Below are 24,470 nucleotides of genomic sequence, written 5' to 3'. Positions count from 1 at the left end.
GTCGCTACCAGATGGATCACATTACTTGCCGTTGCCAGCGTTCATGGCCTTGATCACCTTGTCGGTGATGTCCAGCTTGGGGTTGATGTACACGGCTTCCTGCAGGATCACGTCGTACTTTTCGGCTTCGGCGACTTGCTTGACCACCTTGTTGGCACGATCGAGCACGGTTGCCAGCTCTTCGCTCTTGCGCGAGCTCAGGTCTTCCTGGAACTCACGACGCTTGCGCTGGAAGTCACGGTCCTGATCAGCCAGAGCACGTTGCTTGGAGGCACGTTGGCTTTCGGACAGGGTGGGCGCTTCACGTTCGAACTTGTCGGTGGCGCTCTTCAGCGTATTGCCAAGATCGACCAGCTCTTTTTCACGCTTGGAGAATTCCTGCTCCAGCTTGGTTTGAGCAGCCTTGGCGGAATTGGCTTCGCGGAACACGCGATCGGTGTTGACGAAGCCGGCCTTGAAGTCCTGAGCTTGCGCTGGCACTGCGGCAGCCATGCTGCCCAGCAAAACGACCAAGGGAAGATGACGGGAAAGGGATGTCATTAGAAAGATGTTCCGATCTGGAATTGCAATTTCTGGATTCTATCGCCGGCGAATTTTCGCACGGGCTGCGCAAAAGCAAGACGCAATGGACCAAGAGGGGAAATCCAGCTCAACCCCAAACCTGTCGACACGCGCATTTCACTCAACTCCCAATTTTCTTTTTCACCGTACACATTGCCGACGTCGACGAAGCCGAAGACGCGCAGCGTACGGTCATTGCCTGCGCCCGGGAATGGCGCAATCAATTCAGCATTCAGAGTGACCTTCTTCGGGCCACCCAGCACGGAGCCGGTGATGTCGCGAGGGCCGAGCGTACCTTGCTCGAAGCCGCGCACCGATCCCAGACCACCGGAGTAGTAATTCTTGAACACGGGGAACGGCTGACCGTTCAGGCCCTTGCCCAGACCCAGTTCACCGTTGAATGCCAGCGTGAACTTCTTGTTCAGCGGCACGTACTGTTGGTACTGGTAACTGCCCTTCACGTAGCGGGCATCGCCTGCCAGCGACAGCTCGGTATTCAGGCGCTGGTAGCGACCCGAATTGGGTGCCAGTGCGCTGTCGCGGCTGTCGCGGCCCCAGCCGATGGTCAGCGGAATCGCGAAACTGCTGGAGCCATAGTCGCGCATGTAGGCGAGGTAGGCCGCAGGCATGTTCGTGCCTTCCTTGATGCGGGTGTTTTCCAGACCCGCACCGAAGAACACGGTATCGATTTCACTGAACGGGATGCCGAAGCGCACGCTGCCGCCTGCAGTGATCAACTGGTAGTCGCCGCCCATGTCCGCATAGGGCTTGGCCGTGCGGTAGTACAGATCCAGCGTGCGCGAGATGCCGTCCTTGGTGAAGTACGGATCGGTGGTGCTGAAGACGATGGTGCGGTTGTACTTGCTGGTGTTGACGTCAACGCCCAGATAGTTGCCCGAACCGAACACGTTTTCCTGCTTGATGCCGAAGGACAACGAGATCTTCTCGGCGCTGGAGAAACCGGCACCCAGCGTGAGCGAGCCGGTGGGCTTTTCCTTCACGTTGACGACCAGATCGACCTGATCGGGCGAGTTCGGCACTTCCTGCGTCTCGACATCGACTTCAGTGAAGAAGCCCAGACGGTCAACACGGTCGCGCGAGAGCTTGATCTTGTCGGCGTCGTACCAGGACGATTCGAACTGGCGGAATTCACGGCGGATGACGGCGTCACGCGTGCGGTTGTTGCCGCTCACGTTGATGCGGCGCACATAGGCGCGGCGTGATGGCTCAGCGCGCAGCACGAGTTCCACGCGGTCGTTTTCCTTGTCGATTTCAGGCACGGCTTCGACCTTGGCGAAGGCGTAGCCGAAATTGCCGAAGTGATCCGTGAAGGCCTTGGTGGTTTCAGCCACCTTGTCGCCGTTGTAGGGCTCGCCCGGACGAATCGTGACCATCGACTTGAATTCGTCGTCACGGTCGAGGTAGTTGCCTTCGAGCTTGACGCCGGAGACCACGTAGGCGTTGCCTTCGGTGACGTTCACGGTGATCGAGATGTCCTGCTTGTCGGGCGAGATCGCCACCTGCGTGGAGTCGATGCGGAACTCCAGGTAGCCGCGCGACAGATAGTACGAGCGCAGGGTTTCCAGATCGGCATTGAGCTTGGCGCGCGAGTAGCGGTTGGACTTGGTGTACCAGCTCAGCCAGCCACCGGTGTCCTGATCGAACTGGTCCTTGAGCGTGCCTTCGCTGAACGCCTTGGCACCCACGATGCGGATGTCCTTGATCTTGGCGGGTTCGCCTTCCACCACGGAGAAGGTCAGGTTCACACGATTGCGCTCGATGGGCGTCACCGTGGTCACCACGTTCACGCCGTACATGCTGCGGTTGATGTACTGGCGCTTGAGTTCCTGCTCGGCGCGGTCGGCCAGCGCCTTGTCGAATGGACGACCTTCAGTCAGACCCACATCGCGCATGGCCTTCTTGAGCGTGTCGGCGTCGAATTCCTTGGTGCCGGCGAATTCCACATCGGCGATGGTCGGACGTTCCTCGACGACCACCACAAGAACGTTGCCTGCAGCCTCAAGACGCACGTCCTTGAACAGCCCCAGAGCGAACAGCGCGCGGATCGCGGCAGCGCCCTTTTCGTCGGTGTATTGGTCACCCACACGCAGTGGCAGCGAAGCGAAGACGGTACCAGCCTCGACGCGCTGCAGACCTTCCACACGGATGTCCTGAACGCTGAAGGGATCCAACGCCCAAGCTTGAGCTGCAAAGACCATGGCAGCGATTGCTGTTGCAGTACGCATGCCCAAGCGATTGAATTGTTTTTTCATGTGTGAATCGAAGCCAGTACCCAGTACCGCAGCACCGTGTGGCGAATGTTTTAGCCAAAAAGCCGGGTTACATACCGGGTGACATCATTGAACATGGCGATGGACATCATCACCAGCAACACGGCAACGCCGCCCCGCTGAAGCCTTTCCATCCAGGCTTCGGACACGCCGCGACCTGTCAGTCCTTCCCAAAGATAATACATCAGGTGCCCCCCATCCAGAACGGGCAGAGGCAACAGGTTCAGCACGCCGAGGCTAACGCTGATCAATGCCATGAAGATCAGATACTGCGTGAGGCCCATGCTGGCGGATTTTCCGGCGTAGTCGGCAATCGTCAGCGGACCGCTGAGATTCTTGAGCGACGCCTGTCCGATCACCATGCGGCCCATCATTTTCAGGGTCAGCACGGAGACTTCCCAAGTGCGCTGAACGCCCTTCCAGATGCCTTCCGCAAAACCATAGTGGACGGTCACCAATTCAGGCGGCTTGCCCACAAAAGCCCCGATACGACCATAGGAACCATTTGCATCCTGCAACACTTCAGGAGTGACTGCAACGTCCATCTGGCGGCCTTCGCGCTCGACATGCCATGTCTGCGTCGTGGCTTTGCCATCGATCACCGAGTTGCGGATCAGCTCGCGCAACTGCAGGCCATCGACAATGTCCTTGCTGCCGACGCGCAGCACCAGATCGTTTTCCTTGAGGCCCGAGCGCGCCGCAGCGCCCTCCGGCATCACCTCGCCGATCACCGGTTTGGTCCAGGGGCTCATGATGCCGATCTTGCGAAACAGCTCCAGATCGGCGTCCGTGGCGTTGAGTGACGCCAGATTCAGGGTGATTTCGCGCGCGCCCAGGCTGCCGGGGTTCTGCACGGAAAGGCGCGCATTCTGGCCGTCCAGTGCGCCGCGCGTCAGCAGCCAGCGGACGTCTTCATACGATTGAACCGGCTCGATTTCATCATCACCAAGCGCCGCGCCAACCACCAGTTCGCCGCCTTGCAGACCGGCCTTCTCGGCCACAGAACCCACCACCGGATTGGCAAGCAAGGGCTTGGCCTCGTCCACGCCGGTCCAGTTGACGACCGAATAAAGCACCACAGCCAGCAGCAGATTGGCCAGCGGCCCGGCCGCAACGATGGCCGCGCGCGACTTGAGCGGTTGGGTGTTGAATGCCAGATGGCGCTCTTCGGCCGCGACCGGTGCCTCGCGCTCGTCGAGCATGCGCACATAGCCACCAAGCGGAAATGCCGCGAGCACGAATTCGGTCGGCGAGCCCTTCTTCTGCCAGCGCAGCAGCGGCTTGCCGAAGCCCACAGAAAAACGCAGCACCTTCACGCCGCAAGCCACAGCCACGCGGTAATGGCCGTACTCGTGCACGGCAATCAGCACGCCAAGTGCCACGACGAACGCAACAATGGTCAGCAGCATGTGAAGGTCTCCTGAAAGATGCGAATCAGACCGTGGTTCCGATTCGGGCCACCGCATCCTGCGCGGCGGCTCGGGTTTGTGCGTCCAGCGCCAGCAGCGCGTCGAGCGAATCCGGGTTGGACGGCACTACACGCTCCAAAGTTTCAAGGTTGATGGCATGAATTTGGTCGAAACGGATTTTCCCGTTCAAAAAGGATGCCACCGACACCTCGTTGGCCGCGTTCAGCACGGCGGTCGTGCCCTGCGGCGCGCGCAGCGCCTGCCACGACAGATGCAGACCGGGAAAGCGCGCAGCATCGGCCTCCTCGAAAGTGAGCGCTGCCAGCTTGGCGAAATCGAGCACGGGCGTGCCGCTGACGATGCGCTCGGGCCAGGCGAGGCCAACGGCAATCGGCACACGCATGTCGGGCGTGCCAAGCTGCGCGATGATGGAAGCATCCACGAACTGCACCATCGAATGGATGATCTGCTGCGGATGGATCACGACCTTGATCTGCTCAGGCGTGAGATCGAACAGCCAGCGGGCCTCGATCACTTCGAGCGCCTTGTTCATCATCGTCGCGGAGTCGATGGAGATCTTGCGGCCCATCGCGAAATTCGGGTGCGCGCAGGCCTGATCGGGCGTGACGTCGCGCAGCGTCTTCGGGTCGCGCGTGCGGAACGGGCCACCCGAAGCAGTCAGCAGAATGTGATCGACACGTCGCGCCCATGTCGAAGAGTCTTCGGGCAGGCTCTGGAAAATCGCCGAATGTTCGCTGTCGATGGGCAGCAGCGTTGCACCGCCCTGCTTCACCGCGTTCATGAAGACTTCGCCACCCACGACGATGGCTTCCTTGTTGGCGAGCAGCAAGCGCTTGCCTGCATGCGCAGCAGCAATGCACGGCGCGAGACCGGCAGCGCCGACGATGGCAGCCATCACCGCATCCACGTCTTCGTGTGCAGCGATGGTGTTGAGCGCATCGGGCGTCTGCAGCACTTCGGTGGCTAGACCGTTGGCCTTGAGCTTTTCAGCCAGTTCCTTGGCGTGCGACGCGCTCGCCATCACCGCGTAGCGCGGCTTGAACTGCGCGCACTGCGCGAGCATCAGGTCGACGCGCGTGGAAGCAGAAAGCGCAAAGATCTCGTACTTGTCGGGGTGGCGAGCCACCACATCAAGCGTATTGGTACCGATGGAGCCCGTGGAGCCCAGAACGGTCAGACGTTGTTTCGTCGTCATGCAGCTGCAAAGTAAGTAAGCATCATGGCCAGCGGTACGGCGGGCAGGATCGCATCGATGCGGTCGAGCACGCCGCCGTGACCGGGCAGCAGGTTGCTGCTGTCCTTCATTCCGGCGCTGCGCTTGACCAGTGATTCCACCAGATCGCCCACCACGCTCATCGCGGCCATGAAGACAGCGCCGAGCAGCAGGAACCAGTATCCCTTGGCCGCCAGACGCGAATAAAAACTGGACACCGACACTTGATTGGAAGCGTCAAGCGCCACCCAGACAACGGCCAGCACGATCACACCGATCATGCCGCCCCAGACGCCTTCCCAGCTCTTGCCAGGGCTGATGGCGGGCGCCAGTTTGTTCTTGGTGAATTTGAGACCGAAGGTGCGGCCCGCGAAGTACGCGAAGATGTCGGCCGCCCAGACCAGAACCAGAATCGACAGCAGAAAGTTGATGCCGATATGGCGCGCCTGCACCACCGCCAGCCATGCGGTCCACAGAGCCAGCACGCCGCCGATCAGGCGAATTGCCTTCGGAATGTTCGGCCAGCCCGCCACGCCAGCGCGCAGCAGATAGGCACCGCCCAGCACCCAGCAGGCACCGGCGACCGTCCAGAGCCACGGCAGGGGCGTCGTGGTCCAGCCCAGTTGCCAGCTCACGGCGCAAAGAATCAGGCAGACGGCGCTCACCGCAACGGCAGCAGCGCCCTTGAGTCCGTTCAGACGACCCCACTCCCATGCACCTGCCGACATGAAGATCAGCAGGATGGCGGTGAATGGCAGGGTGTTCGATGCGAACAGCGCCGGCAGCAGAATGGCCAGCAGCACCAGGGCCGTTATGACACGTTGTTTGAGCATCCGTCAGCCCCTTCTCGATCTCGAATGGTCAGCCGGTTCGACTGGCCGTCAGGCCCGCGACCCAGTGGACCGGGATGATTTCTGAACCTGCGCCGAAGTCTTGCCAAAGCGGCGCTCGCGACCAGCATACGCGGCAATCGCTTCGTCCAACGCGGCCTCGTCGAACTCCGGCCAGAGACGATCGCTGAAATACAGCTCCGAGTACGCGCATTGCCACAGCAGGAAGTTGCTGATGCGCATCTCCCCGCCCGTGCGGATCAGCAGATCGGGATCGGCCACGAACGACAGCGCCATGGCCTTGTCGAGACTGGCTTCGGTGATGGCTTCGCCGCGCGCAGCCAGCGAGGCTGCGGCCTGCGCGATGTCCCAGCGTCCGCCGTAGTTGAAGCAGACATTGAGGATCAGGCGCGTGTTGCCTGCGGTGATGGCTTCGGCCTGCTGCAGACCTTCGCGCACCTTCTCCGACAGGCTCGCCTTGTCACCCACGAAGTGCAGTTGCACGCCATCCTTGTGAAGCTGCGGCACCTCGCGCGAAAGCGCCTTGGCCAGCAGATCCATCAAGCCGGAGACCTCATCGGCCGGGCGATTCCAGTTCTCCGAAGAGAACGCAAAAACGGTGAGCACGCCCACGCCGCGCTCGACACAGGCACGCGCGCAACGTCGAAGCGAATCGACGCCCTGCTTGTGCCCCGCCAGACGCGGCAACAGACGGCGAGTGGCCCAACGGCCATTGCCATCCATGACGACGGCAATGTGATGCGGGACCACGCTAGGAGAAGTTGGCATGGACAAAAAATGCGGGCGATCCGATCCAACGATCAGATGGCCATGATTTCCTGTTCCTTGGCCGCCACGAGTGTGTCGATGTCGGCGATGTGCTTGTCGGTGAGCTTCTGCACTTCGGCTTCGGAGCGCTTCTGATCGTCCTCGGAAGCTTCCTTGTCCTTGACCAGTTTCTTCACGCCTTCGTTGGCATCACGGCGCAGATTGCGGATCGCGATCTTGGCGTTTTCGCCTTCGGTGCGGGCCAGCTTGGTCATTTCCTTGCGGCGCTCTTCGCTCATCGGCGGCATGGGCACGCGGATCAGGTCGCCCATGGAAGCGGGGTTCAGACCCAGATCGCTTTCACGGATGGCCTTTTCGATCTTGGCGCCCAGATTCTTTTCCCATGGCTGAACGCTGATGGTGCGCGAGTCGAGCAGCGTCACGTTCGCCACTTGCGACAGCGGCACCATGGAGCCGTAGTACTCGACGTGAATCGTGTCGAGCAGCTGCGGGTTGGCACGGCCCGTACGGACCCTGCCCAGATTGTTCTTGAGAGCCTCGATGGACTGGTCCATCTTGGTCTGGGTGGTTTTCTTGATATCGGCGATGGTCATATTGTTCTCCTCAGCCAGCAACGCGTTCGATCGATGATTCGCCCGAACGCCAAGTCACGAGAGCTGCAAAACCCTCAAGCGTACACCAGTGTGCCTTCGTCTTCACCCATAACCACTCGCTTGAGTGCGCCGGGCTTCACGATCGAGAACACGCGGATCGGCAGACGCTGGTCGCGGCACAGCGCGAAAGCGGTGGCGTCCATGATGCCGAGGTTGCGATTGATGGCCTCGTCGAAGGTCAGCGAAGCATAGCGGGTCGCTGTGGGGTCTTTCTGTGGATCGGCCGTGTACACGCCATCCACCTTCGTGGCCTTGAGCACCAGCTCGGCCCCGATTTCCGCACCGCGCAGCGCAGCGGCGGTGTCGGTCGTGAAGAAGGGATTGCCGGTGCCGGCAGCAAACACCACCACCTTGCCTTCTTCAAGATACTGCAGCGCCTTCGGGCGCACATAGGGCTCAACCACCTGCTCGATCGCGATGGCGGACATCACGCGTGCGGTGAGACCCTGCTTGTCCATGGCATCGGCCAGCGCCAGCGCGTTCATCACGGTCGCCAGCATGCCCATGTAATCCGCCGTGGCGCGGTCCATGCCGACGGAGCCGCCAGCCACACCACGGAAGATGTTGCCACCACCAATCACCACCGCCACTTCAACGCCAAGGCGTGTGACTTCGGCGACCTCTTCCACCATCCGCACGATGGTCGCGCGGTTGATGCCGAACTGATCGTCCCCCATCAGCGCCTCACCAGACAACTTGAGCAGAATGCGCTTGTGGGCTGGTTTGGCGATGGTCATGAGGGGTTCTCCGTAAGGCTAAAAATAAAAATGGGATTGGTAGTGGTCAGCGTCTGATAAATCAGGCGCCAGCCTTGGCAGCGGCCACTTGGGCAGCCACTTCAGCAGCGAAGTCATCGACCTTCTTCTCGATGCCTTCACCCACGATGTACAGCGTGAACGACTTGATCGTGGTGTTGGCAGCCTTGAGCATTTGCTCGACGGTCTGCTTGCCATCAGCAGCCTTCACGAAGACCTGGTTGTACAGAGAGACTTCCTTCAGGAACTTCTGCACACCACCGTCGATACGCTTGGCGACGATTTCATCGGACTGCACAGGCTTGCCTTCAGCAATGGCCTTGGCCTTGTCTTCTTCTGCCTTGGCAGTAGCAACCGAACGTTCCTTCTCGATCAGATCGGCAGGCACGTCAGCGGAAGACAGCGACACGGGCTTCATGGCGGCGATGTGCATTGCCACGTCCTTGGCGGCCACGGCGTCACCTTCGAACTCGACGATCACGCCGATGCGGGTGCCGTGCAGGTAGACAGCCAGGTTCGAGCCTTCGAAGCGCTTGAAGCGACGGAAGGACATGTTTTCGCCGATCTTGCCGATCAGGCCCTTGCGCACGTCTTCCAGAGTCGGGCCGAAGGTGTCTTGTTCGTAGGCGATCGCGCCCAGAGCAGCCACGTCGGCAGGGTTCTTTTCAGCGACCAGCTTGGCAGCAGCGTTGGCCATGCCGATGAAGCTGTCGTTCTTGGACACGAAGTCAGTTTCGCTGTTGACTTCCATCAGCGCGCCGACGTTGCCGTCCACGAATGCGGTGATCACGCCTTCAGCAGCGATACGCGAAGCGGCCTTGCCAGCCTTGGTACCCAGCTTGACGCGCAGCAGCTCTTCAGCCTTGGCCATGTCGCCATCAGCTTCGGTCAGAGCCTTCTTGCATTCCATCATGGGAGCGTCGGTCTTGGCGCGGAGTTCAGCGACCATGCTTGCGGTAATTGCCATCGTATTTCTCCAGAATCTATTCAGTTCGTTACGGTTTGCAGGCTAAAAAAAAGGGGGCTCATCAGAGGCCCCGCTTTTTCTCGCGACGAATCGCGCGGCCCGGTCTATTTAGGCAGCGGCCTCGTCCACTTCCACGAATTCGTCGGAGCCTTCGGCTTGCACAGCCTTGACAACGTCGTTCACCGCATTGGCGCGGCCTTCGAGGATTGCGTCAGCGATGCCACGTGCATACAGCGCCACGGCCTTTGCAGAGTCATCGTTGCCGGGGATCACGTAGTCGATACCTTCTGGGGAGTGGTTGGAGTCAACCACGCCGATCAGGGGGATGCCCAGCTTCTTGGCTTCGGCAATGGCGATCTTGTGGAAGCCCACGTCGATCACGAAAATTGCGTCCGGCAGAGCGGTCATGTCCTGAATACCACCGATGTCCTTTTCCAGCTTTTCGAGTTCGCGGGAGAACACCAGTTGTTCCTTCTTGCTCATGGACTCGAGGCCAGCTTCTTGCTGAGCCTTCATGTCCTTCAGACGCTTGATGGAAGTCTTCACGGTCTTGAAGTTGGTCAGCATGCCGCCCAGCCAACGCTGGTCAACGAAAGGCACGCCAGCGCGCTGCGCTTCTTCCTTCAGGATTTCACGGGCTTGACGCTTCGTGCCGACCATCAGGATGGTGCCGCGGTTGGCAGCCAGTTGCTTCACGAACTTCTGAGCATCCTGGAACATCGGCAGCGATTTTTCCAGGTTGATGATGTGAATCTTGTTGCGATGACCGAAGATGAACGGAGCCATCTTGGGGTTCCAGAAACGGGTTTGGTGACCGAAGTGGACACCGGCTTCCAGCATTTCGCGCATAGTGACGGACATAGGAATACTCCAAAGGTTGGGTCTTAAATCCAGCCCCGATTAATCACCAGCAAGGCCATTCAAGCCCTGCGGCGACACCTTGACGGGGCCGGTTTGCGATTGCCTTGCACCCTGCTGTGCATATCACCGGATCAACATCCAGCGAAGACAGCATTCGGCAAAACCCTAGGATTCTAGCACGAGCCGCGACCGGTTCCGAACAACTTCTCCACCCGGCACAGAGAAACACTCCGCGCAAAGTCCGCCGACGCCCCAAAACCGTGCACGAATGCGCGCATCGCCACGGCTTGGGATGTTTTGCATTTCAGCCATGAACATGTCACCTTCATCGGCGAACTTCACGGTGCGCCCATGGAGAGCGGCCCACACATCAGTTCACTTTGGTTCACTTTTGTTTGCCTGCGGCCGAAAATTTGCGTGCTCGACTGACGATGGAGCCCCGCCAGCCAGCGCACAATCCATGGTTTTGCCACAATGGCGTGACGGAAATCAGGTGCCGATGACCGACCCGGACAAGGGACGGGATTGACCCTGCCACACCGACACTGCACGACCCGATCGGGTGGCATCACTGTACGAAATAGTTGAGATTTCATGGAAATAGCCATTGTGGGCGCTGGCATTGTGGGAGTCGCCACCGCTTATGAACTGGCATGCGACGGACACCAGGTCACGGTGTACGAACAGCGCAGCGCCGCCGCCGAAGAAGCCAGCTTTGCAAGCTCCGGGCTGCTCGCACCCTCCTTGCTGATCCCTTGGGCCAGCCCCGCGGTCGGCATCCACTCCAACCATCTGCTCTGGGGCCGCCAGCCGGCCTTTCGCATGGCGCGCGGAGCCGGTCTGGCCGAATACCGCTGGCTGCGCCGCTGGCGCAAGGCGGGCCGCGCGCCCTCCGCCCTCGCCACTTTGCAGGCGTTGGAACGTCTGGGCCAGTTCAGTCTGGAGCGCACACGCAAGCTGGTCGAGCTGTTTCAGGTCGACATCGAAACCAGCCAGGGCACGCTCGTGCTGCTGCGCCACAAGAACGACCTCAAGAAGATGCAACCCGCCACCGAAGTGATGGGAGAAGCCGGCCATGCGCTGAGCGAGCTTGATGCCAATGGCGCCCGCCTGATCGAACCCGGACTCTCCTCCGATGCGCCGCTCCTGGGCGCGCTGCATGCCAGCAATGGTGAAGCCGCCAACTGCCGATTGTTCGCCCAGGTGCTGCGCTATGCGGCGCAGGAGCATGGTGTGCGCTTTCGTTTCAATGCGCAGGTGAAGTCAATCACCACGCATCCCACAGGTGTGCAGATCACAGGCGAATCCGCACCGCGCCGCGCCGATGCCGTCGTGCTCTGCGCCGGTCTCGCCAGCGCCGCACTGCTGCGCGGCAACGGACTGAACCTGCCGATGGCACCCGTGTACGGCTACACCATCAGCGCGCCGCTGCGCGAAGACACACACGCACCGCAAGGCTCCGTGATCGATCCACTGCACCGCATCACCATCTCCCGACAAGGCATGCGCGTGCGGGTTTCAGGCGGAGCCGAGCTGGGTTACGGCAATGGCGAACATCACGCCGACACCCTGCAAAAGCTCTATCTCGCTCTCTCCGGCTGGTTTCCGGGTGGCGCGCAGCTCTCGTCCTCTCAGGTGCAGATTCTGCGCGGCGCTCGCCCCACCCTGCCCGATGGCGCGCCCGTGCTGGGCGCCAGCGGCATTCCTGGCGTCTGGCTGAACACAGGCCACGGTGCCAGCGGATGGGCGCTCGCCTGCGGAAGCGCACGTGCGCTGGCCGACCGCATCGGCCAGGCCGCGCCCACCATGGAGCTGGACGCGTTCGGCGTCCACCGCTTCCAAGCCTGATCTCGACAGAAATTTTGGCCGAAACGCCGCTCGCACATCCCCCACAATGCGGGAATGCTGCAGCGCGTTCATTTCGATCACGATCACCCTCTGTACAACACCGCCGCCACGCGCACGCTGGAGGCCGTGGGCATCGCCGCCACCGGCCCGCATGTGCTGATGCAGCGCGCCGGAGCCGCCATAGCGAGGCTGGCCGTGGCGATTGCCCCGCATGCAAGGCAGATCTGGGTGGCGTGCGGTGCGGGCAACAACGGTGGCGATGGGCTTGAAGCCGCCGCGCTGCTGAAGAATCAAGGCTTGAACGTGTGCGTGAGCTGGCTGGGCTCACCCCAAACAGCGCCGCAGGACACACAGAGGTCGTGGCAAAAGGCCATCGATGGCGGCGTGCGCTTTGTCGATCAGGTGCCTGATGATCTCAATGAGCAGGACCTTTGCATCGACGCCCTGCTCGGCATCGGTCTGACCGCTGGCGACGACGCGCGCCAGCCATCACAAGCCTTGCTGGCGCTGCTTTCCGTCATCCGCACCACACGCGCCACGGTGCTGTGTGTCGATCTGCCAAGCGGCTTGATCGCAGACTCCGGTCAACTTGCCCCCGGCTTCGAGCATGCGAACGCAAGCGCTGCGACGCCAGGCAAACGCCACACGCTGAGCCTGCTCAGCTTGAAACCGGGCCTCTTTACCGGCGCAGGCCGCGACGAAGCTGGCACCGTCTGGCTCGACGATCTGGATCTGAGCCAAGGCGATCTCCCGCCTTCCTCACTTCTGGCCGGTGCCCCCGCATCGCAACATCGACCTCACGCCAGCCACAAGGGCACCTGGGGCGATGTCGCCATCGTCGGCGGCGAAGGCCTGCGCGAGCGCGGAATGGGCATGACGGGTGCCGCGTTGCTGGCTGCGACGGCCGCCCTGCATGCAGGCGCGGGCCGCGTGATGCTCGCGCCGCTCGACGCCGACCTGCTGCAACTGCCCGGCGAGCAGCCCGAGATCATGCTGCGGCGCTTCGACATGCTGGAATTGGAAAAAATCACCGTGGTCTGCGGCTGTGGTGGCGGCAACGCGGTGCGCAACGTTCTGCCCGATGTACTGCAACGATCACAGCGACTGGTGCTGGATGCCGATGCGCTGAACGCCATCGCCGCAGAAGCACCATTGCAAGCCTTGCTCAAGGCACGCAGCAGCCATCCGCTGCACATCACCGCGATGACACCCCATCCACTCGAAGCGGCACAGCTGCTGGACACGAACACCGCCACCGTGCAGGCCGACCGCATCGCCGCAGCACAGAAGCTCGCCGAACGGTTCGGCTGCATCGTGATCCTGAAGGGCTCGGGCAGCATCATCGCTGCGCCTCACCAAACGCCCTGCATCAATCCGACCGGCAACGCGCGACTTGCAACTGGCGGCACGGGCGATGTACTCGCTGGCCTGCTCGGTGCGCGAATCGCGTCGATGGTCACTACTCACGATCACACAGAACTGCACGCAAATGCGTTTGCCGAAACGCGCAAAGCCTGTTGGCAGCATGGGCTGATTGCCGATAAATGGCCGGAATTCAGCCAGTTGACGGCCTCGCGACTGGCCCAGGCGCTGACTTCTTAGCCGTTTTGTCGGCTTGAGCCCACATATTGGTAATCAAGCGTAAATTGAATTTCAAACCACGGTTACAAGTCCTCGTCCGACACGATTTCTCCTAACTCGGGTGTTCCAATAGAGTCAGTTGGTCAACGAAATTGCTAGGTAAAACGTTGATTGACTGTATCCATTGTTTTTCTTTTTTCCGAGGACCCTGTCATGAACCGCAACATCCGCCAAGGATCGCGCGCACTGGCAGCCTTCACGGTGACGGTAGCTTTGGCTGTAGCGGCCACTGCCATGACGTTGATTCCCGATGAGGCTGTGCAGTCCGTCGATTCGCTGACAACAGCAAACACACAGCTGGACAAACTGCTGAGCGCAGAACTGTTCAACTGAAAGCAAAACGGGCGCATCTCACGCCGCCCGTCTTTGCCCTGTCACGCCCCAACTCAAGGCCTCTTTGCAGAGGCCTTTTCGTTTTCCTGAGCCGACTTCTCCGGTTGACCCTGTTGCTGAACGAGCGCCATGCGCCGCTGCAAGGCCGCAACCAACTCGGCATCTCCAAGCGCCTTGGCGCGCTCGGCCCGCAGATTCAGCCAACCCAGCAAGGCATGGCTCCAGCCCTGCGCTGACGCGGTATCGCTCGCCTTGACCAGCGTTTCCGGGGTTGCACGCCCTGCTTTCAACGCAGCACCAGCCGCCACCAGTTGCGAGAGCGGATCGGCAATCGCACCCACCGCAGTCACATCGCTCGCCGCCTTGCGCTGTGCTTCGGGCAGCAACGCGATCTGCGCGGACGAAAGCGGCTTTCCGGCCAGGTAATCCGCATAGGCCAGCTCGGCAGGTTGCGGATCGGCACGCAGGCGCTCGAAGCCGCTGCAATCCTCGACCTGCGCCGCCGCCACCTGCGCGGCGCAGCGACTCAGCTCCACCCGCGCCAATTGCTCGGCACTGCCGGTGCGCGAGACTTCGCTGCGAGCCACGCGCCATTCCTGATCGGACACGCGCGTCTTGCCCGAGAGATAGGCATCCGTGGCACGCTGCACCGAACCGTGCGCGTTGATCTTCCAATCCGGCACGGGTGGCTTGTCCGCGCAGGCCGTCAGCGTCAACGCGACGCCCGCCAGCAACCAGCGCGCGCAAGAAGAAAAAAGAGGGTGTCGGTCAGCATGGCTCATGGCAGTTTCAGCTCCGAATCCTTGGCAAACGGCCATTTGCGGTTGATGTCGCTCAGCAGGCTTTCCACCTTGCGCAGATTGGCCTCGACCTCGCCGCGCAGCGCCCCCAGATCGGTCGTGGCCTCATTCGCATTGGCGGCAATGCCCTGCGCCTCGACCAGCACGGCGTCGATCTTGGTCAGGCTCTTGCGTGTGTCGGTCAGCAGACCGTTGAGCTGCAGAACCGCGCCGCGCACGTCCTGCACCAACCCGGCGTCCTTGCCCGCGCCAAACACCTGCTTATCGGCCTTGACCACCACGCCATCCAGCCGCGCGAGCAACTGATTCACGCGGTCCAGCGTCAACGCAATCTTCTTGGAATCGGCTTCGTTGCCAGTCAGCACCTTGAGCGCCCCGCCGGGCCCGTTCAGGCTTTCGGTAAGCGTGCGCACGTTCTCGACCACGCCGCCCAGCGCCGAGCCCTGCGACGTCATCGCGTTCAGGTTTTCGAGCAGTTCGCGCGCCTGCGCCACGAGCTGCGGAATCTCGGCAGTGGCGTCTCCACGCAGCACCGGGCGAGTCGCGCCGTCTTCGAGCTGCGGGTCAGTCAGGATGCCGCTGTACGCCTTGATGGTCGTGCCACCCACGATGCCGCTCACCAGAGTGAACACGCTGGTCGAGCGCAGCCAGTGCGCTTCTTTCTTCGGCACGTCGATGAGGATGTGCACCTCGGCGTTGTCTGCCAGTTCGATCTTGCGCACGCGGCCAATCGGAAAGCCCTGGAACGTCATGTCCATGCCGACCGAGACGCCCTGCGAATCGTCCGCCGTGAGAATCAGCCGCTGCGTGGGCTCGAACACGCCGCGCGCGTACATCAGATAGATAGCCGCGCCGACGATCAGCAGCATCGTGAACAGCAGCATCGCCACCGCCTTGCGCTCCAGATGGGCGACGGGGCGCAGCAGTTCGTCGCTGCCCATCGGCGGCAAAGGGCCTTGCACCGGCTCTCGCGGCTCGGGTCTTTCTTGTTGTGGATCGGTCATATTCTTGTGGCCCTGAGTTTCATCGTCAGTTCGTCAGTAGTAGTTGCCCACCAGCGAGGCGGCCTCGATGAGCAGCAGCACGGCAAACATGCGCGCCAGCCCGCCCAGTTCGGAATCCAGATTTTTGGGAACTCCGTTGCTGCTGGCCTTGGCGTCCGTGTACAGCCCCTCGGCCATCGGGATCAGCGCAATCGCCAGACTGAAAAACACCGTCTTGAACGCGAAGATGAAGGTGATCTGCGGCGTGAACACATGGCCGAACATGCGCGTGTACAGCGGCAGGCCCGCCGTGCTCAGGCCATACACGCCCACATAGGCCATGACCAGCGCCACCACGCACGAGAGCGCGGCCAGCGTCACGCTGGCGTACACGCCCGCCACCACGCGCGGCAGCAGTTCCACGCGAATCGGATCGGCCCCGTGCGCGCGCAGCGTGTCGAAGTGGCCGGATTGCTGCATCAGCGCCAGCTTGGTGCCGTTGGGAATCGTCGCGCGCATGGCGACGAACAGCGCGGCGGTCAGCGGAATCAGCTCCAGCACCAGCACGCGAATCACCATCTCCAGCGCATAGCGCGACAGCCCGTAGCTCTGTGCCGTGACGACCACAATGCGCGTGATCACCAGACTCAGCAGCGCCGCCAGCAAGGTGTGGCCGATCAGAATCGGCGCGGTCTCCAGATACATGTGCCGCGCCAGCCGCCAGCGCATGCCGCGGTTGTAGCTCGATGGCGAAAGCATCAGCACCAGCACCACCGCGCCCAGATAGACGATGCGCCACCACGACACGGCCCAACGCCGCACCGTGGCCCAGATGCGGTCCGGCAGTTCGATGACGCCCTGTGCTGCACTCATGGTTTGATCATAGCGGGACAGATTGAGCCGTGCGCGTCAGACATGGCGCTTGTGTGCGGGCTGTGGCGGCGGCACCGGATCGGCATCCGCACGCTCGTGCAGTGCCTCGATCACATGACAGTGCCCACCCGCGCCATCGCAGCGCCCGCGCAGCGACAGCAGTTCCTGCTCCAGCGTCTGCAGCTCGTTCAGGCGGGTGCGCACATGCTCCAGATGTTCGTCGAGCGTCACGCAGGCGGCATGGGCGTCGCGCTCCTCGGCTCCATCAAGCGCCAACAGCGTGCGCACCTCACCCAGCGACATGTCCATCGCGCGGCACAGGCGCACAAAGCGCAGGCGATGGATTTCGTCGTCGTTGTAGAGCCGGTACTGGTTGTCCGCACGCGACTGCGCGGGCAGCAGCCCTTCCTTCTCGTAATAACGAATGCTGGCCGCCGGAATGCCCGAGAGGCGCGCGGCATCTCCGATGCGATATTGGGGACTTTGTACGGACATCGCTTGACCTTCAAGTGACTTCAAGGTTTCCAATCATGACATGAGTCAGAGCAGCACACACCCCCATTCCCCTGAAAACCCTGTCCATGATCACCACGATCACGAGCATCCTCACGATCACAGCCCCGCCAAACCCGCGGTCAAAAAGTCTGCCCCGCCCGCTATCGGCTGCGGCGCCTGCTGCGGCGGCAGCTCGCATGCCCATGGCGAAGGCGACGATGACGACCACGCAGGCCACGACCATGGTGTGCTGCCCAGTTGGCCGCGCATCTACGCGGCATTGGCCGTCGCGCTGGGCGCGGAGGTCGCGCACTGGTACTCGCTGCAATACGTGGGCATGGCCCTCGCGATCATCGCCATCCTGCTGTCCGGTCTGGGCGTCTACAAGGCGGGAATCAAGAGCCTGGTGAACCTCAAGCTCGGCATCCACGCCCTCATGGCCGTGGCGGTGACCGGTGCTTTCCTCATCGGCCAATGGCCCGAAGCCGCCATGGTGATGGCACTCTACGCCGCTGCCGAGCGCATCGAAGACCAGGCCATGGACCGCGCACGCAACGCCATCCGCAGCCTGCTCAACCTCGCACCCGAAACCGCTGATGTGATGCAGCCCGACGGCAGCATCCAGAAGACCGCCGTGGCCGATGTGTCCATGGGTGCTACCGTCCGCATCGCCCCCGGCGCGCTGGTTCCGCTCGACGGCACCGTCACCCAAGGCGAAAGCGCGGTGAACCAAGCCCCCATCACCGGCGAAAGCCAACTGGCCGACAAGGCCGTGGGCGATTCGCTCTACGCCGGCAGCGTCAACCAGAACGGCGAGCTGCAGATGCAGGTCACCGCACCGCCCGGCAACACGCTGCTCGCGCGCATCGTCCACGCCGTCGAAGAAGCCCAGGCCTCGCGCGCGCCCACGCAGCGCTTTGTCGATCGCTTCGCGCAGGTCTACACGCCCATCGTCTTCGTGCTTGCGCTGCTGCTGGCCGTGCTCGCCCCGCTGGTCGCGGGCTGGACCTGGCACGACTCCATCTACCAGGCCCTCGCCCTGCTGGTGATCGCCTGCCCCTGCGCACTGGTGATCTCCACACCCGTCACCGTGGTCAGCGCCCTCACCGCCGCCGCCAAGCGCGGCATTCTGATCAAGGGCGGCAGCGCGCTGGAAGAAGCCCGCAAGCTCAAGGTCATCGCGCTCGACAAGACCGGCACGCTCACCACCGGCAGCCCCGCGCTCGTGCAATGGCAGGCGCTGCGCGAAGGCGACGATGACGACGCGGCGCACGTCGCATGGCAGCTCGCCAGCCGCTCCGACCACCCGGTCTCGCGCGCCATTGCAGCGGGTCTCGCCGCCAAAATGCCCGCGCAGATCGACAACAACGTCCAGGATCTCAAGGCCCTGCCCGGACGCGGCGTCGAAGGCAGCATCTTCGGCCAGCGCTATGTGCTGGGCAATCTGCGCGTGATGCGTGAAATGGGCCTGGCGAGCGACGCACTCGAAAAGCAACTCGCCGAACAGGAACTGCAAGGCCGCACCGTCACCCTGCTGTCCGACGAACAATCCGTGCTCGCCTTCTTCGCCGTGGCCGACCCGCTGCGCAGCACCTCGCGCGAAGCCGTCGAACAACTCAAGGCCCTCGGCGTCGAGCCCATCGTGCTGAGCGGCGACAACCCCGCCACCGTCAAAGCCGTGGCCGCCGAAGCAGGCATCACCGACGCACGAGGCGGCCTGCTCCCGCACGACAAGCTGGAACTGCTCGCCACCTTCCAGAAAACCAAAGGCCCCACCGCCATGACCGGCGACGGCATCAACGACGCCCCCGCCCTCGCCAAGGCCGACGTCGGCTTCGCCATGGGCGGCGCCCACTCCACCGGCATGGCCATGGAAACCGCAGCCGTCGTCCTCATGAACGACGACCTGCGCCGCATCCCCGACACCGTGCGCCTGTCCCAATCAGCGCACAGCATCCTCTGGCAGAACATCAGCCTCGCGCTGGGAATCAAGATCGTGTTCTTCGCCCTCGCACTCACCGGCCACGCCACCATGTGGATGGCCGTGGTGGCGGACATGGGGGTTTCGCTGCTGGTGGTGGCGAATGGGTTGCGGTTGAGGAATTGGGCTGGGAAGTAAACTGAACACCGTCAGTACTGCAAGGAGTCGGACATGAAAGCCGTTCACTGGTTGTCGCTCGCCAGCTTGCTCGTCGCGCTGTGGGCCTTGTTTGCCGGTCAACCGCAATGGGCAGCCTGGATTACCGGGCTGGCCGTGCTGATCGAACTTCTTGCCGCAATACTGACTGGCAAAAAGACCAACGACCAAACTCACTGAACCCATCCACGCGCGAATATCGGGAAGCAGGAACTTTCCCCCATCCCCGCTATCATTCACTTCATGCGCCGCATTTTCTCCACCATCCTTGTCCTCATGCTGGTCCTTCGTGGCCTGCTGGGGGATGCCATGGCGATGGGGAGCATGCCGGTGGTGATGCACCATCAGCCGCCAGCGGAATCGATGGAGCATGCAGAGCACGCCATGCACGATGCCGAAAGCGCGATGGCGATGCAGCAGCATCACGACATGATGGAGACTGCCGCAGTCCCTGCCGATCACTGCACCGACAGCGGCTCCAGCATGCAGACCTGCGGCAGCAGCAAGCACCTTGGTGGTTCCTGCTCGGCCTGCGACATCTGCAATTCTTCGCTGCACACAGCCGCCGAGCTGGTGCTGGACACGGCGCAGGTGCCGCAATCCCTGCATGTCGAACGCAGCACGCGCTTTGTGAGTGCGCAGCCTGCACAGGTGGCCAAACCACCCATCTTCTGAGCTTTCATACCCGAAGTGCGTCCGCTATTTGCCATCGGCTGACGATGGCAAGCCGTGACGGGCGCTGAGTGTTTGAACCACAAGCTTTCAGGAGACCTCCATGCGCCCTGCGCATTCCTGCTTTTTTCTGGCGGCGATGCTGTTGATGGCAACGACGTTTGCGTCCGCCCAGTCACAGCATCCACATCCGCCACCGCTTCACGCCGAATCCCGTTCCGACGCGCTTGATCCGCAAGCGCCTTCGCTGCCATTGGCGCATCAATCTCTGCAAAACAGCGGTGCACTGGTGCGTCAACCGGGCGACTGGCGCGCGGCCAACAAGGCCGTGGGTGAGTTTCCGAACGGGCATGCAGACCTGGTGCAATGGGAGGCGCAACAAGCTCCCGCCAAGGCCGCACCGGCATCAGCATCGCCGCCCCTGCACCAGCACATGGATCACAAGAACCATATGCACCACGGAGGCAAGCCATGACAAGCGCGAAACGCCTCTCTTTGCTGGCCGCCGCGCTGGTGCTGGCGGGCTGCGCGAGTGTGTCGCCCGATGGTTTGCGCGGCGATGTGCAGCAGCAGACGCAAAGCCGTTTGCCCACGGATGCGCAACTGCCGTCCGTCGATGCGAACGCCAAGGCCGATGAGCAGCAACGCATTGGCGAATGGCTGCGCAAACCTGTCGATCAAGACACCGCCGTGCGCATTGCGCTTTTGAACAATCCCGATCTGCAGACGCAGCTTGCCAGCCTCGCAATTGAGGATGCAGAACGCGCGCAGGCGCTGACGCTGTTCAATCCAACGCTCACGCTGGGCCGCTTCACCAACGCGCATGAGCGCGAGATCGAGCGCGAGTTGGCGTTCGGTCTGGTCAACATCATCACCCTGCCCTGGCGCTCGCGCTGGCTGGGTTGGCAGATGGAGCGAGCGACCTTGCAGGCATCGCAGAACGTGCTGACCGTGGCAGCCGACACGCGCCGCGCCTGGCTGCGCGCGGTGGCGGCAGAGCAGACGCTTGAAGCCAACGAGAAGATGAACGACGCGGCGCAGCTGGGAGCCGAACTCGCGCGGCGCATGGCGGTGGTTGGCAATTTCAACAAGCTGCAGCAGGCGCGTGAATTGGCGATCGCGCAGGAGTCGGCCGCGCAGCTTTCCCGCGCACGTTTGAACGCCACGCTGGAGCGCGAACAGCTTGCGCGACTGATGGGACTGTGGGGCACGCAGACGGCTTTTGCGCTGCCCAAGCAACTGCCCGCGATTCCGAAGACGGCCAGCGAATTGCGCTCGGGCGACGATGCGGAAGCGACCGCGCTGCGCGAGCGACTCGATCTGCGTGCGCTGCGGCGTGACCTCGACGTGACCGCAGACCGCGGCGGCTGGTCGCGCGTGGGTGCGGTGTTTGGCGACATCGGCGTGACCTACTCGAACAACCGCGCAACTGATCGCGAAAGCGGCCATGTGGAGAAGACGCGCGGCTGGGAATTGGAACTGCCGCTGCCGATTTTCGACTGGGGCGGATCGGCCTCCGCACGCACGCGCGCCGAGGTGCAGCGCAGCGCCGCGCAACTGCAGTCCGCAGCCCTGCGTGCGCGCAGCGAATCGCGCACCAACTGGGCACGCTATCGCACGGCGTGGGACCTCGCACACCAGCAGCAAGCCGAAGTTCTGCCGCTCGCCAAACAGGTGCAGGACGAGACCGTGCTGCGCTACAACGGTATGTTCGACAGCGTCTGGCAACTGCTGGCGCAGGCCCGCACCACCACGCAGGCGGTGGTCAACGCCACCAATGCGCAGCGCGATTTCTGGCTGGCCGAAACCGATCTGCAACTGGCGCTGACCGGCACATCGCCCGGCAACATCGCGCCTGTCGCAAGCAGCACATCCAACAACAGCAACAACAACGAAAGCGGAGGCCACTGACATGCAGCGCCGCCATTTTTTTGCAGGCGCCGCGGCCACCGCAGTCGCCGCCGCTTCGGTCAGCCGCGTGGCCATAGCCGCCCTGCCCGAACCCGCCAGCCAGTCCAACGCGGAAACCGCCGCGCCACTCGTGCCGCCCAACGGCAGGCCGTATCGCCCGGTGGTCACGCTCAACGGCTGGACCACGCCATGGCGCATGAACAATGGTGTGAAGGAATTCCACTTGGTCGCCGAACCCGTGGTGCGCGAGGTTGCGCCGGGTTTCTCGGTCAACATGTGGGGCTACAACGGCCAGAGCCCCGGCCCGACCATCGAGGTGGTGGAAGGCGACAAGGTGCGCATCTTCGTCACCAATCGCCTGCCCGAGCACACGACCGTGCACTGGCATGGACAGCGCTTGCCCAACGGCATGGATGGCATTGGCGGGCTCACGCAGCCGCACATCGCGCCGGGCAAGACCTTTGTCTACGAGTTCGTCGCGCGCAGGCCAGGCACCTTCATGTACCACCCGCACGCGGACGAGATGACGCAGATGGCGATGGGCATGATGGGCCTGTGGATCACGCATCCGAAAAACGCGCATCCACTGATCGCCAACGTGGATCGCGACTACGCTTTTCTGCTGTCGGCCTACGACGTGGAGCCGGGCTCGATGACGCCGCGCGTCAACGAGATGACGGATTTCAACATCTGGACCTTCAACAGCCGCGTGTTCCCCGCGATCACACCGCTGGTCGCCAAGCAGAACGACCGCGTGCGCATCCGCGTGGGCAATCTCACGATGACCAATCACCCGATTCATGTGCACGGCCACGAGTTCGAAGTGACCGGCACCGATGGCGGCCCCGTGCCCAAAAGCGCGCGCTGGCCTGAGGTGACCACCGATGTCGCCGTCGGCCAGATGCGGCAGGTGGAGTTCGTCGCCGACGAGTTGGGCGACTGGGCACTGCACTGCCACAAGAGCCACCACACCATGGGCGCGATGGGGCATGACGTGCCGACCATGATCGGCGTGGACCACCGCGGCCTCGTCGCCAAGATCCAGAAGATCGTGCCCGACTACATGGTGATGGGCGAGCGCGGCATGGGCGACATGGGCGCGATGGAAATGCCGCTGCCCGACAACACCTTCCCCATGATGACCGGCACCGGCCCGTTCGGCCCGCTGGAGATGGGCGGCATGTTCACCACGCTGAAGGTGCGCGCCCATCTGGGTGCCAACGACTACCGCGATCCGGGCGCATTCAAGCATCCGCAAGGCACCGTTGCCTGGGAATGGACAGGCGCGCCGCTCGCCGACTCCACGGCTCCGCGCCAGACCGAGCCAGGCAAGGCTCCGGGCGCGCCATCCGTGCGCAAACCCGCTGCGGATTCGTCCGGCCACGAACACCATTGATGATCATTTTTCGAGGAGAGGTTTCATGCAAAAGCACACCCACAACACCACATTCAACCGCCGCCAGCTCATCGCCGGATTGGCCGCCGTCATCGCCCTGCCCGCCTTCGCGAGCAAGCCCGCGAAGATCGCCGTTGAAGTCTGGAAAGACCCGAACTGCGGCTGCTGCGGCGACTGGATCAAACACATGGAAGACAACGGTTTTTCCGTGAAGGTGCACGACAGCGGCAACACCGCCGCGCGCGCCAAGCTGGGCCTGCCAGCGCGCCTCGGCTCATGCCACACGGCGTTGGTCGGCAACTACCTGCTCGAAGGCCATGTGCCCGCATCAGACGTGCACAAGCTGCTCAAGGAAAAACCCAAGGCACTGGGCCTCGCCGTGCCCGGCATGCCCGTGGGCAGCCCCGGCATGGACGGCCCCGACTACGGCGGCCGCAAGGATCCGTACGACGTGCTGCTCGTCACCCGCAACCTCATGAACAGCGACGTGAGCACCAGCGTGTTCACGAGCTACCGCTGATCGATCCCCTTTTCCGTTTTGAACAAACACACAACAAGGCCCATTGCCATGAAGCACAACACTCAACGCTCCACCGCTTTCCACATCGCCGCCGGCGCGCTCGTCGCCAGCCTGGCATTCAACGCGCAAGCACAGGATGCCGCCAAGATGGACCATGCCGGTCACGACATGAGCCATGCGGCAGAGCCCACTCCTGCCCCAGCCGCAGCACAACAACCCGCTGCAGAAAGCACGCAGGTGATGACCGATGGCGAGGTCATCCGCATCAACCTGATGGCAGGCAAGGTCAGCATCAAGCACGCGGCCATCACCAACCTGAACATGCCAGCGATGAGCATGGTGTTCTCGCTCAAGAACCCGGCGGACCTCACCAAGCTCAAGGACGGTGACAAGGTGCGCTTTCACGTCGAGCGCGAAAACGGCGCACTGCTGATCACGCAGATCGAAGTCGCGGCGCAATAAGCCACGCCCAAGAAAAAAGCAAAGCGGCGTTGTCCATCACAACGCCGCT

The 24,470-nt window shown here is 62.5% G+C and carries 25 protein-coding genes; 11 read left to right on the top strand and 14 right to left on the bottom strand.

Annotation, left to right across the window (positions count from 1 at the left end; genetic code table 11):
* Positions 1 to 21: 21 nt before the first annotated feature.
* The 10 genes from G7048_RS20445 to rpsB all read right to left on the bottom strand — a co-directional run bounded on the left by G7048_RS20445 (position 22) and on the right by rpsB (position 10,350).
* A complete protein-coding gene (locus G7048_RS20445; RefSeq protein WP_166069904.1) occupies positions 22 to 540 on the bottom strand; it encodes an OmpH family outer membrane protein in 519 nt (172 codons plus the stop codon).
* Complete coding sequence (gene bamA, locus G7048_RS20440; RefSeq protein ID WP_166069903.1) at positions 540 to 2,834, bottom strand: outer membrane protein assembly factor BamA; 2,295 nt, start codon at positions 2,832 to 2,834, stop codon at positions 540 to 542. Before bamA ends, G7048_RS20445 begins: the two co-directional genes overlap by 1 nt.
* Positions 2,835 to 2,884: 50 nt before the next feature.
* Positions 2,885 to 4,261: an RIP metalloprotease RseP gene (gene rseP / locus G7048_RS20435; RefSeq protein WP_166069902.1), complete on the bottom strand. Its 1,377-nt coding sequence runs from the start codon at positions 4,259 to 4,261 to the stop codon at positions 2,885 to 2,887.
* A gap of 25 nt (positions 4,262 to 4,286) precedes the next feature.
* Entirely contained in the window at positions 4,287 to 5,477 is a 1,191-nt protein-coding gene (gene ispC, locus G7048_RS20430) for a 1-deoxy-D-xylulose-5-phosphate reductoisomerase (protein WP_166069901.1), read from the bottom strand.
* Positions 5,474 to 6,328, bottom strand: a complete 855-nt coding sequence (locus G7048_RS20425; protein WP_166069900.1) for a phosphatidate cytidylyltransferase — start codon at positions 6,326 to 6,328, stop codon at positions 5,474 to 5,476. The genes ispC and G7048_RS20425 overlap by 4 nt, the downstream gene beginning before the upstream one ends.
* A gap of 48 nt (positions 6,329 to 6,376) precedes the next feature.
* Complete coding sequence (gene uppS / locus G7048_RS20420) at positions 6,377 to 7,114, bottom strand: polyprenyl diphosphate synthase (RefSeq protein WP_166069899.1); 738 nt, start codon at positions 7,112 to 7,114, stop codon at positions 6,377 to 6,379.
* 32 nt (positions 7,115 to 7,146) lie between these two features.
* Positions 7,147 to 7,707 (bottom strand): ribosome recycling factor, encoded by a 561-nt coding sequence (gene frr / locus G7048_RS20415; RefSeq protein WP_166069898.1) that lies wholly within the window; start codon positions 7,705 to 7,707, stop codon positions 7,147 to 7,149.
* Between the two features lie 74 nt (positions 7,708 to 7,781).
* Positions 7,782 to 8,504, bottom strand: coding sequence for a UMP kinase (pyrH, locus tag G7048_RS20410; protein ID WP_166069897.1), 723 nt, complete (start codon positions 8,502 to 8,504; stop codon positions 7,782 to 7,784).
* A gap of 61 nt (positions 8,505 to 8,565) precedes the next feature.
* The gene (gene tsf / locus G7048_RS20405; RefSeq protein ID WP_166069896.1) at positions 8,566 to 9,489 is read right to left on the bottom strand and encodes a translation elongation factor Ts; all 924 of its coding nucleotides are present in this window, start codon (positions 9,487 to 9,489) and stop codon (positions 8,566 to 8,568) included.
* Positions 9,490 to 9,597: 108 nt separating this feature from the next.
* Positions 9,598 to 10,350 (bottom strand): 30S ribosomal protein S2, encoded by a 753-nt coding sequence (rpsB, locus tag G7048_RS20400; protein ID WP_166069895.1) that lies wholly within the window; start codon positions 10,348 to 10,350, stop codon positions 9,598 to 9,600.
* Positions 10,351 to 10,944: 594 nt separating this feature from the next.
* On the opposite strand from rpsB, the gene G7048_RS20395 reads away from it, so the two are divergent.
* From G7048_RS20395 to G7048_RS20385, 3 genes are all read left to right on the top strand, one after another.
* Positions 10,945 to 12,198 carry an FAD-dependent oxidoreductase gene (locus tag G7048_RS20395; protein ID WP_166069894.1) on the top strand — a complete coding sequence of 418 codons (1,254 nt, stop codon included), beginning with the start codon at positions 10,945 to 10,947 and terminating at the stop codon, positions 12,196 to 12,198.
* A gap of 54 nt (positions 12,199 to 12,252) precedes the next feature.
* Positions 12,253 to 13,800, top strand: a complete 1,548-nt coding sequence (locus G7048_RS20390) for an NAD(P)H-hydrate dehydratase (protein WP_166069893.1) — start codon at positions 12,253 to 12,255, stop codon at positions 13,798 to 13,800.
* A gap of 192 nt (positions 13,801 to 13,992) precedes the next feature.
* Entirely contained in the window at positions 13,993 to 14,172 is a 180-nt protein-coding gene (locus G7048_RS20385; protein ID WP_166069892.1) for a hypothetical protein, read from the top strand.
* Between the two features lie 53 nt (positions 14,173 to 14,225).
* Here the strand turns inward: G7048_RS20385 and G7048_RS20380 are convergent, their stop codons facing one another.
* Genes G7048_RS20380 through G7048_RS20365 form a run of 4 tightly spaced genes read right to left on the bottom strand, consistent with a single transcriptional unit; the run spans position 14,226 to position 17,323 of the window.
* Complete coding sequence (locus G7048_RS20380; RefSeq protein ID WP_166069891.1) at positions 14,226 to 14,954, bottom strand: hypothetical protein; 729 nt, start codon at positions 14,952 to 14,954, stop codon at positions 14,226 to 14,228.
* The gene (locus G7048_RS20375; RefSeq protein WP_166069890.1) at positions 14,951 to 15,976 is read right to left on the bottom strand and encodes an MlaD family protein; all 1,026 of its coding nucleotides are present in this window, start codon (positions 15,974 to 15,976) and stop codon (positions 14,951 to 14,953) included. Before G7048_RS20375 ends, G7048_RS20380 begins: the two co-directional genes overlap by 4 nt.
* A 33-nt stretch (positions 15,977 to 16,009) precedes the next feature.
* Positions 16,010 to 16,828, bottom strand: a complete 819-nt coding sequence (locus tag G7048_RS20370; RefSeq protein WP_166069889.1) for an ABC transporter permease — start codon at positions 16,826 to 16,828, stop codon at positions 16,010 to 16,012.
* Between the two features lie 36 nt (positions 16,829 to 16,864).
* Positions 16,865 to 17,323, bottom strand: coding sequence for a Cd(II)/Pb(II)-responsive transcriptional regulator (locus G7048_RS20365; protein WP_166069888.1), 459 nt, complete (start codon positions 17,321 to 17,323; stop codon positions 16,865 to 16,867).
* Positions 17,324 to 17,363: 40 nt separating this feature from the next.
* Between G7048_RS20365 and G7048_RS20360 the strand changes: the two genes are divergently transcribed.
* The 8 genes from G7048_RS20360 (at position 17,364) to G7048_RS20325 (ending at position 24,421) form a co-directional block, all read left to right on the top strand.
* Entirely contained in the window at positions 17,364 to 19,442 is a 2,079-nt protein-coding gene (locus tag G7048_RS20360; protein WP_166069887.1) for a cation-translocating P-type ATPase, read from the top strand.
* Between the two features lie 33 nt (positions 19,443 to 19,475).
* Complete coding sequence (locus G7048_RS20355) at positions 19,476 to 19,640, top strand: hypothetical protein (RefSeq protein ID WP_166069886.1); 165 nt, start codon at positions 19,476 to 19,478, stop codon at positions 19,638 to 19,640.
* A 63-nt stretch (positions 19,641 to 19,703) separates the two neighbouring features.
* The gene (locus G7048_RS20350; RefSeq protein WP_166069885.1) at positions 19,704 to 20,135 is read left to right on the top strand and encodes a hypothetical protein; all 432 of its coding nucleotides are present in this window, start codon (positions 19,704 to 19,706) and stop codon (positions 20,133 to 20,135) included.
* Positions 20,136 to 20,235: 100 nt separating this feature from the next.
* Positions 20,236 to 20,607, top strand: coding sequence for a hypothetical protein (locus tag G7048_RS20345; protein WP_166069884.1), 372 nt, complete (start codon positions 20,236 to 20,238; stop codon positions 20,605 to 20,607).
* On the top strand, positions 20,604 to 22,043 hold the full coding sequence (locus G7048_RS20340) for a TolC family protein (protein ID WP_166069883.1): 1,440 nt from the start codon (positions 20,604 to 20,606) through the stop codon (positions 22,041 to 22,043). The genes G7048_RS20345 and G7048_RS20340 overlap by 4 nt, the downstream gene beginning before the upstream one ends.
* A gap of 1 nt (position 22,044) precedes the next feature.
* Complete coding sequence (locus G7048_RS20335) at positions 22,045 to 23,439, top strand: multicopper oxidase family protein (RefSeq protein WP_166069882.1); 1,395 nt, start codon at positions 22,045 to 22,047, stop codon at positions 23,437 to 23,439.
* Positions 23,440 to 23,464: 25 nt separating this feature from the next.
* Complete coding sequence (locus tag G7048_RS20330; RefSeq protein WP_166069881.1) at positions 23,465 to 23,959, top strand: DUF411 domain-containing protein; 495 nt, start codon at positions 23,465 to 23,467, stop codon at positions 23,957 to 23,959.
* Between the two features lie 48 nt (positions 23,960 to 24,007).
* Positions 24,008 to 24,421, top strand: a complete 414-nt coding sequence (locus tag G7048_RS20325; RefSeq protein WP_166069880.1) for a copper-binding protein — start codon at positions 24,008 to 24,010, stop codon at positions 24,419 to 24,421.
* Positions 24,422 to 24,470 lie beyond the last annotated feature (49 nt).

Origin of the sequence: Diaphorobacter sp. HDW4B, from assembly GCF_011305535.1 — a bacterium.
In the GTDB taxonomy this organism is placed as follows: domain Bacteria; phylum Pseudomonadota; class Gammaproteobacteria; order Burkholderiales; family Burkholderiaceae_C; genus Diaphorobacter_A.
The sequence above is the reverse complement of the archived record's forward strand: the minus strand, read 5'-3'. Positions and strand labels throughout refer to the sequence as shown.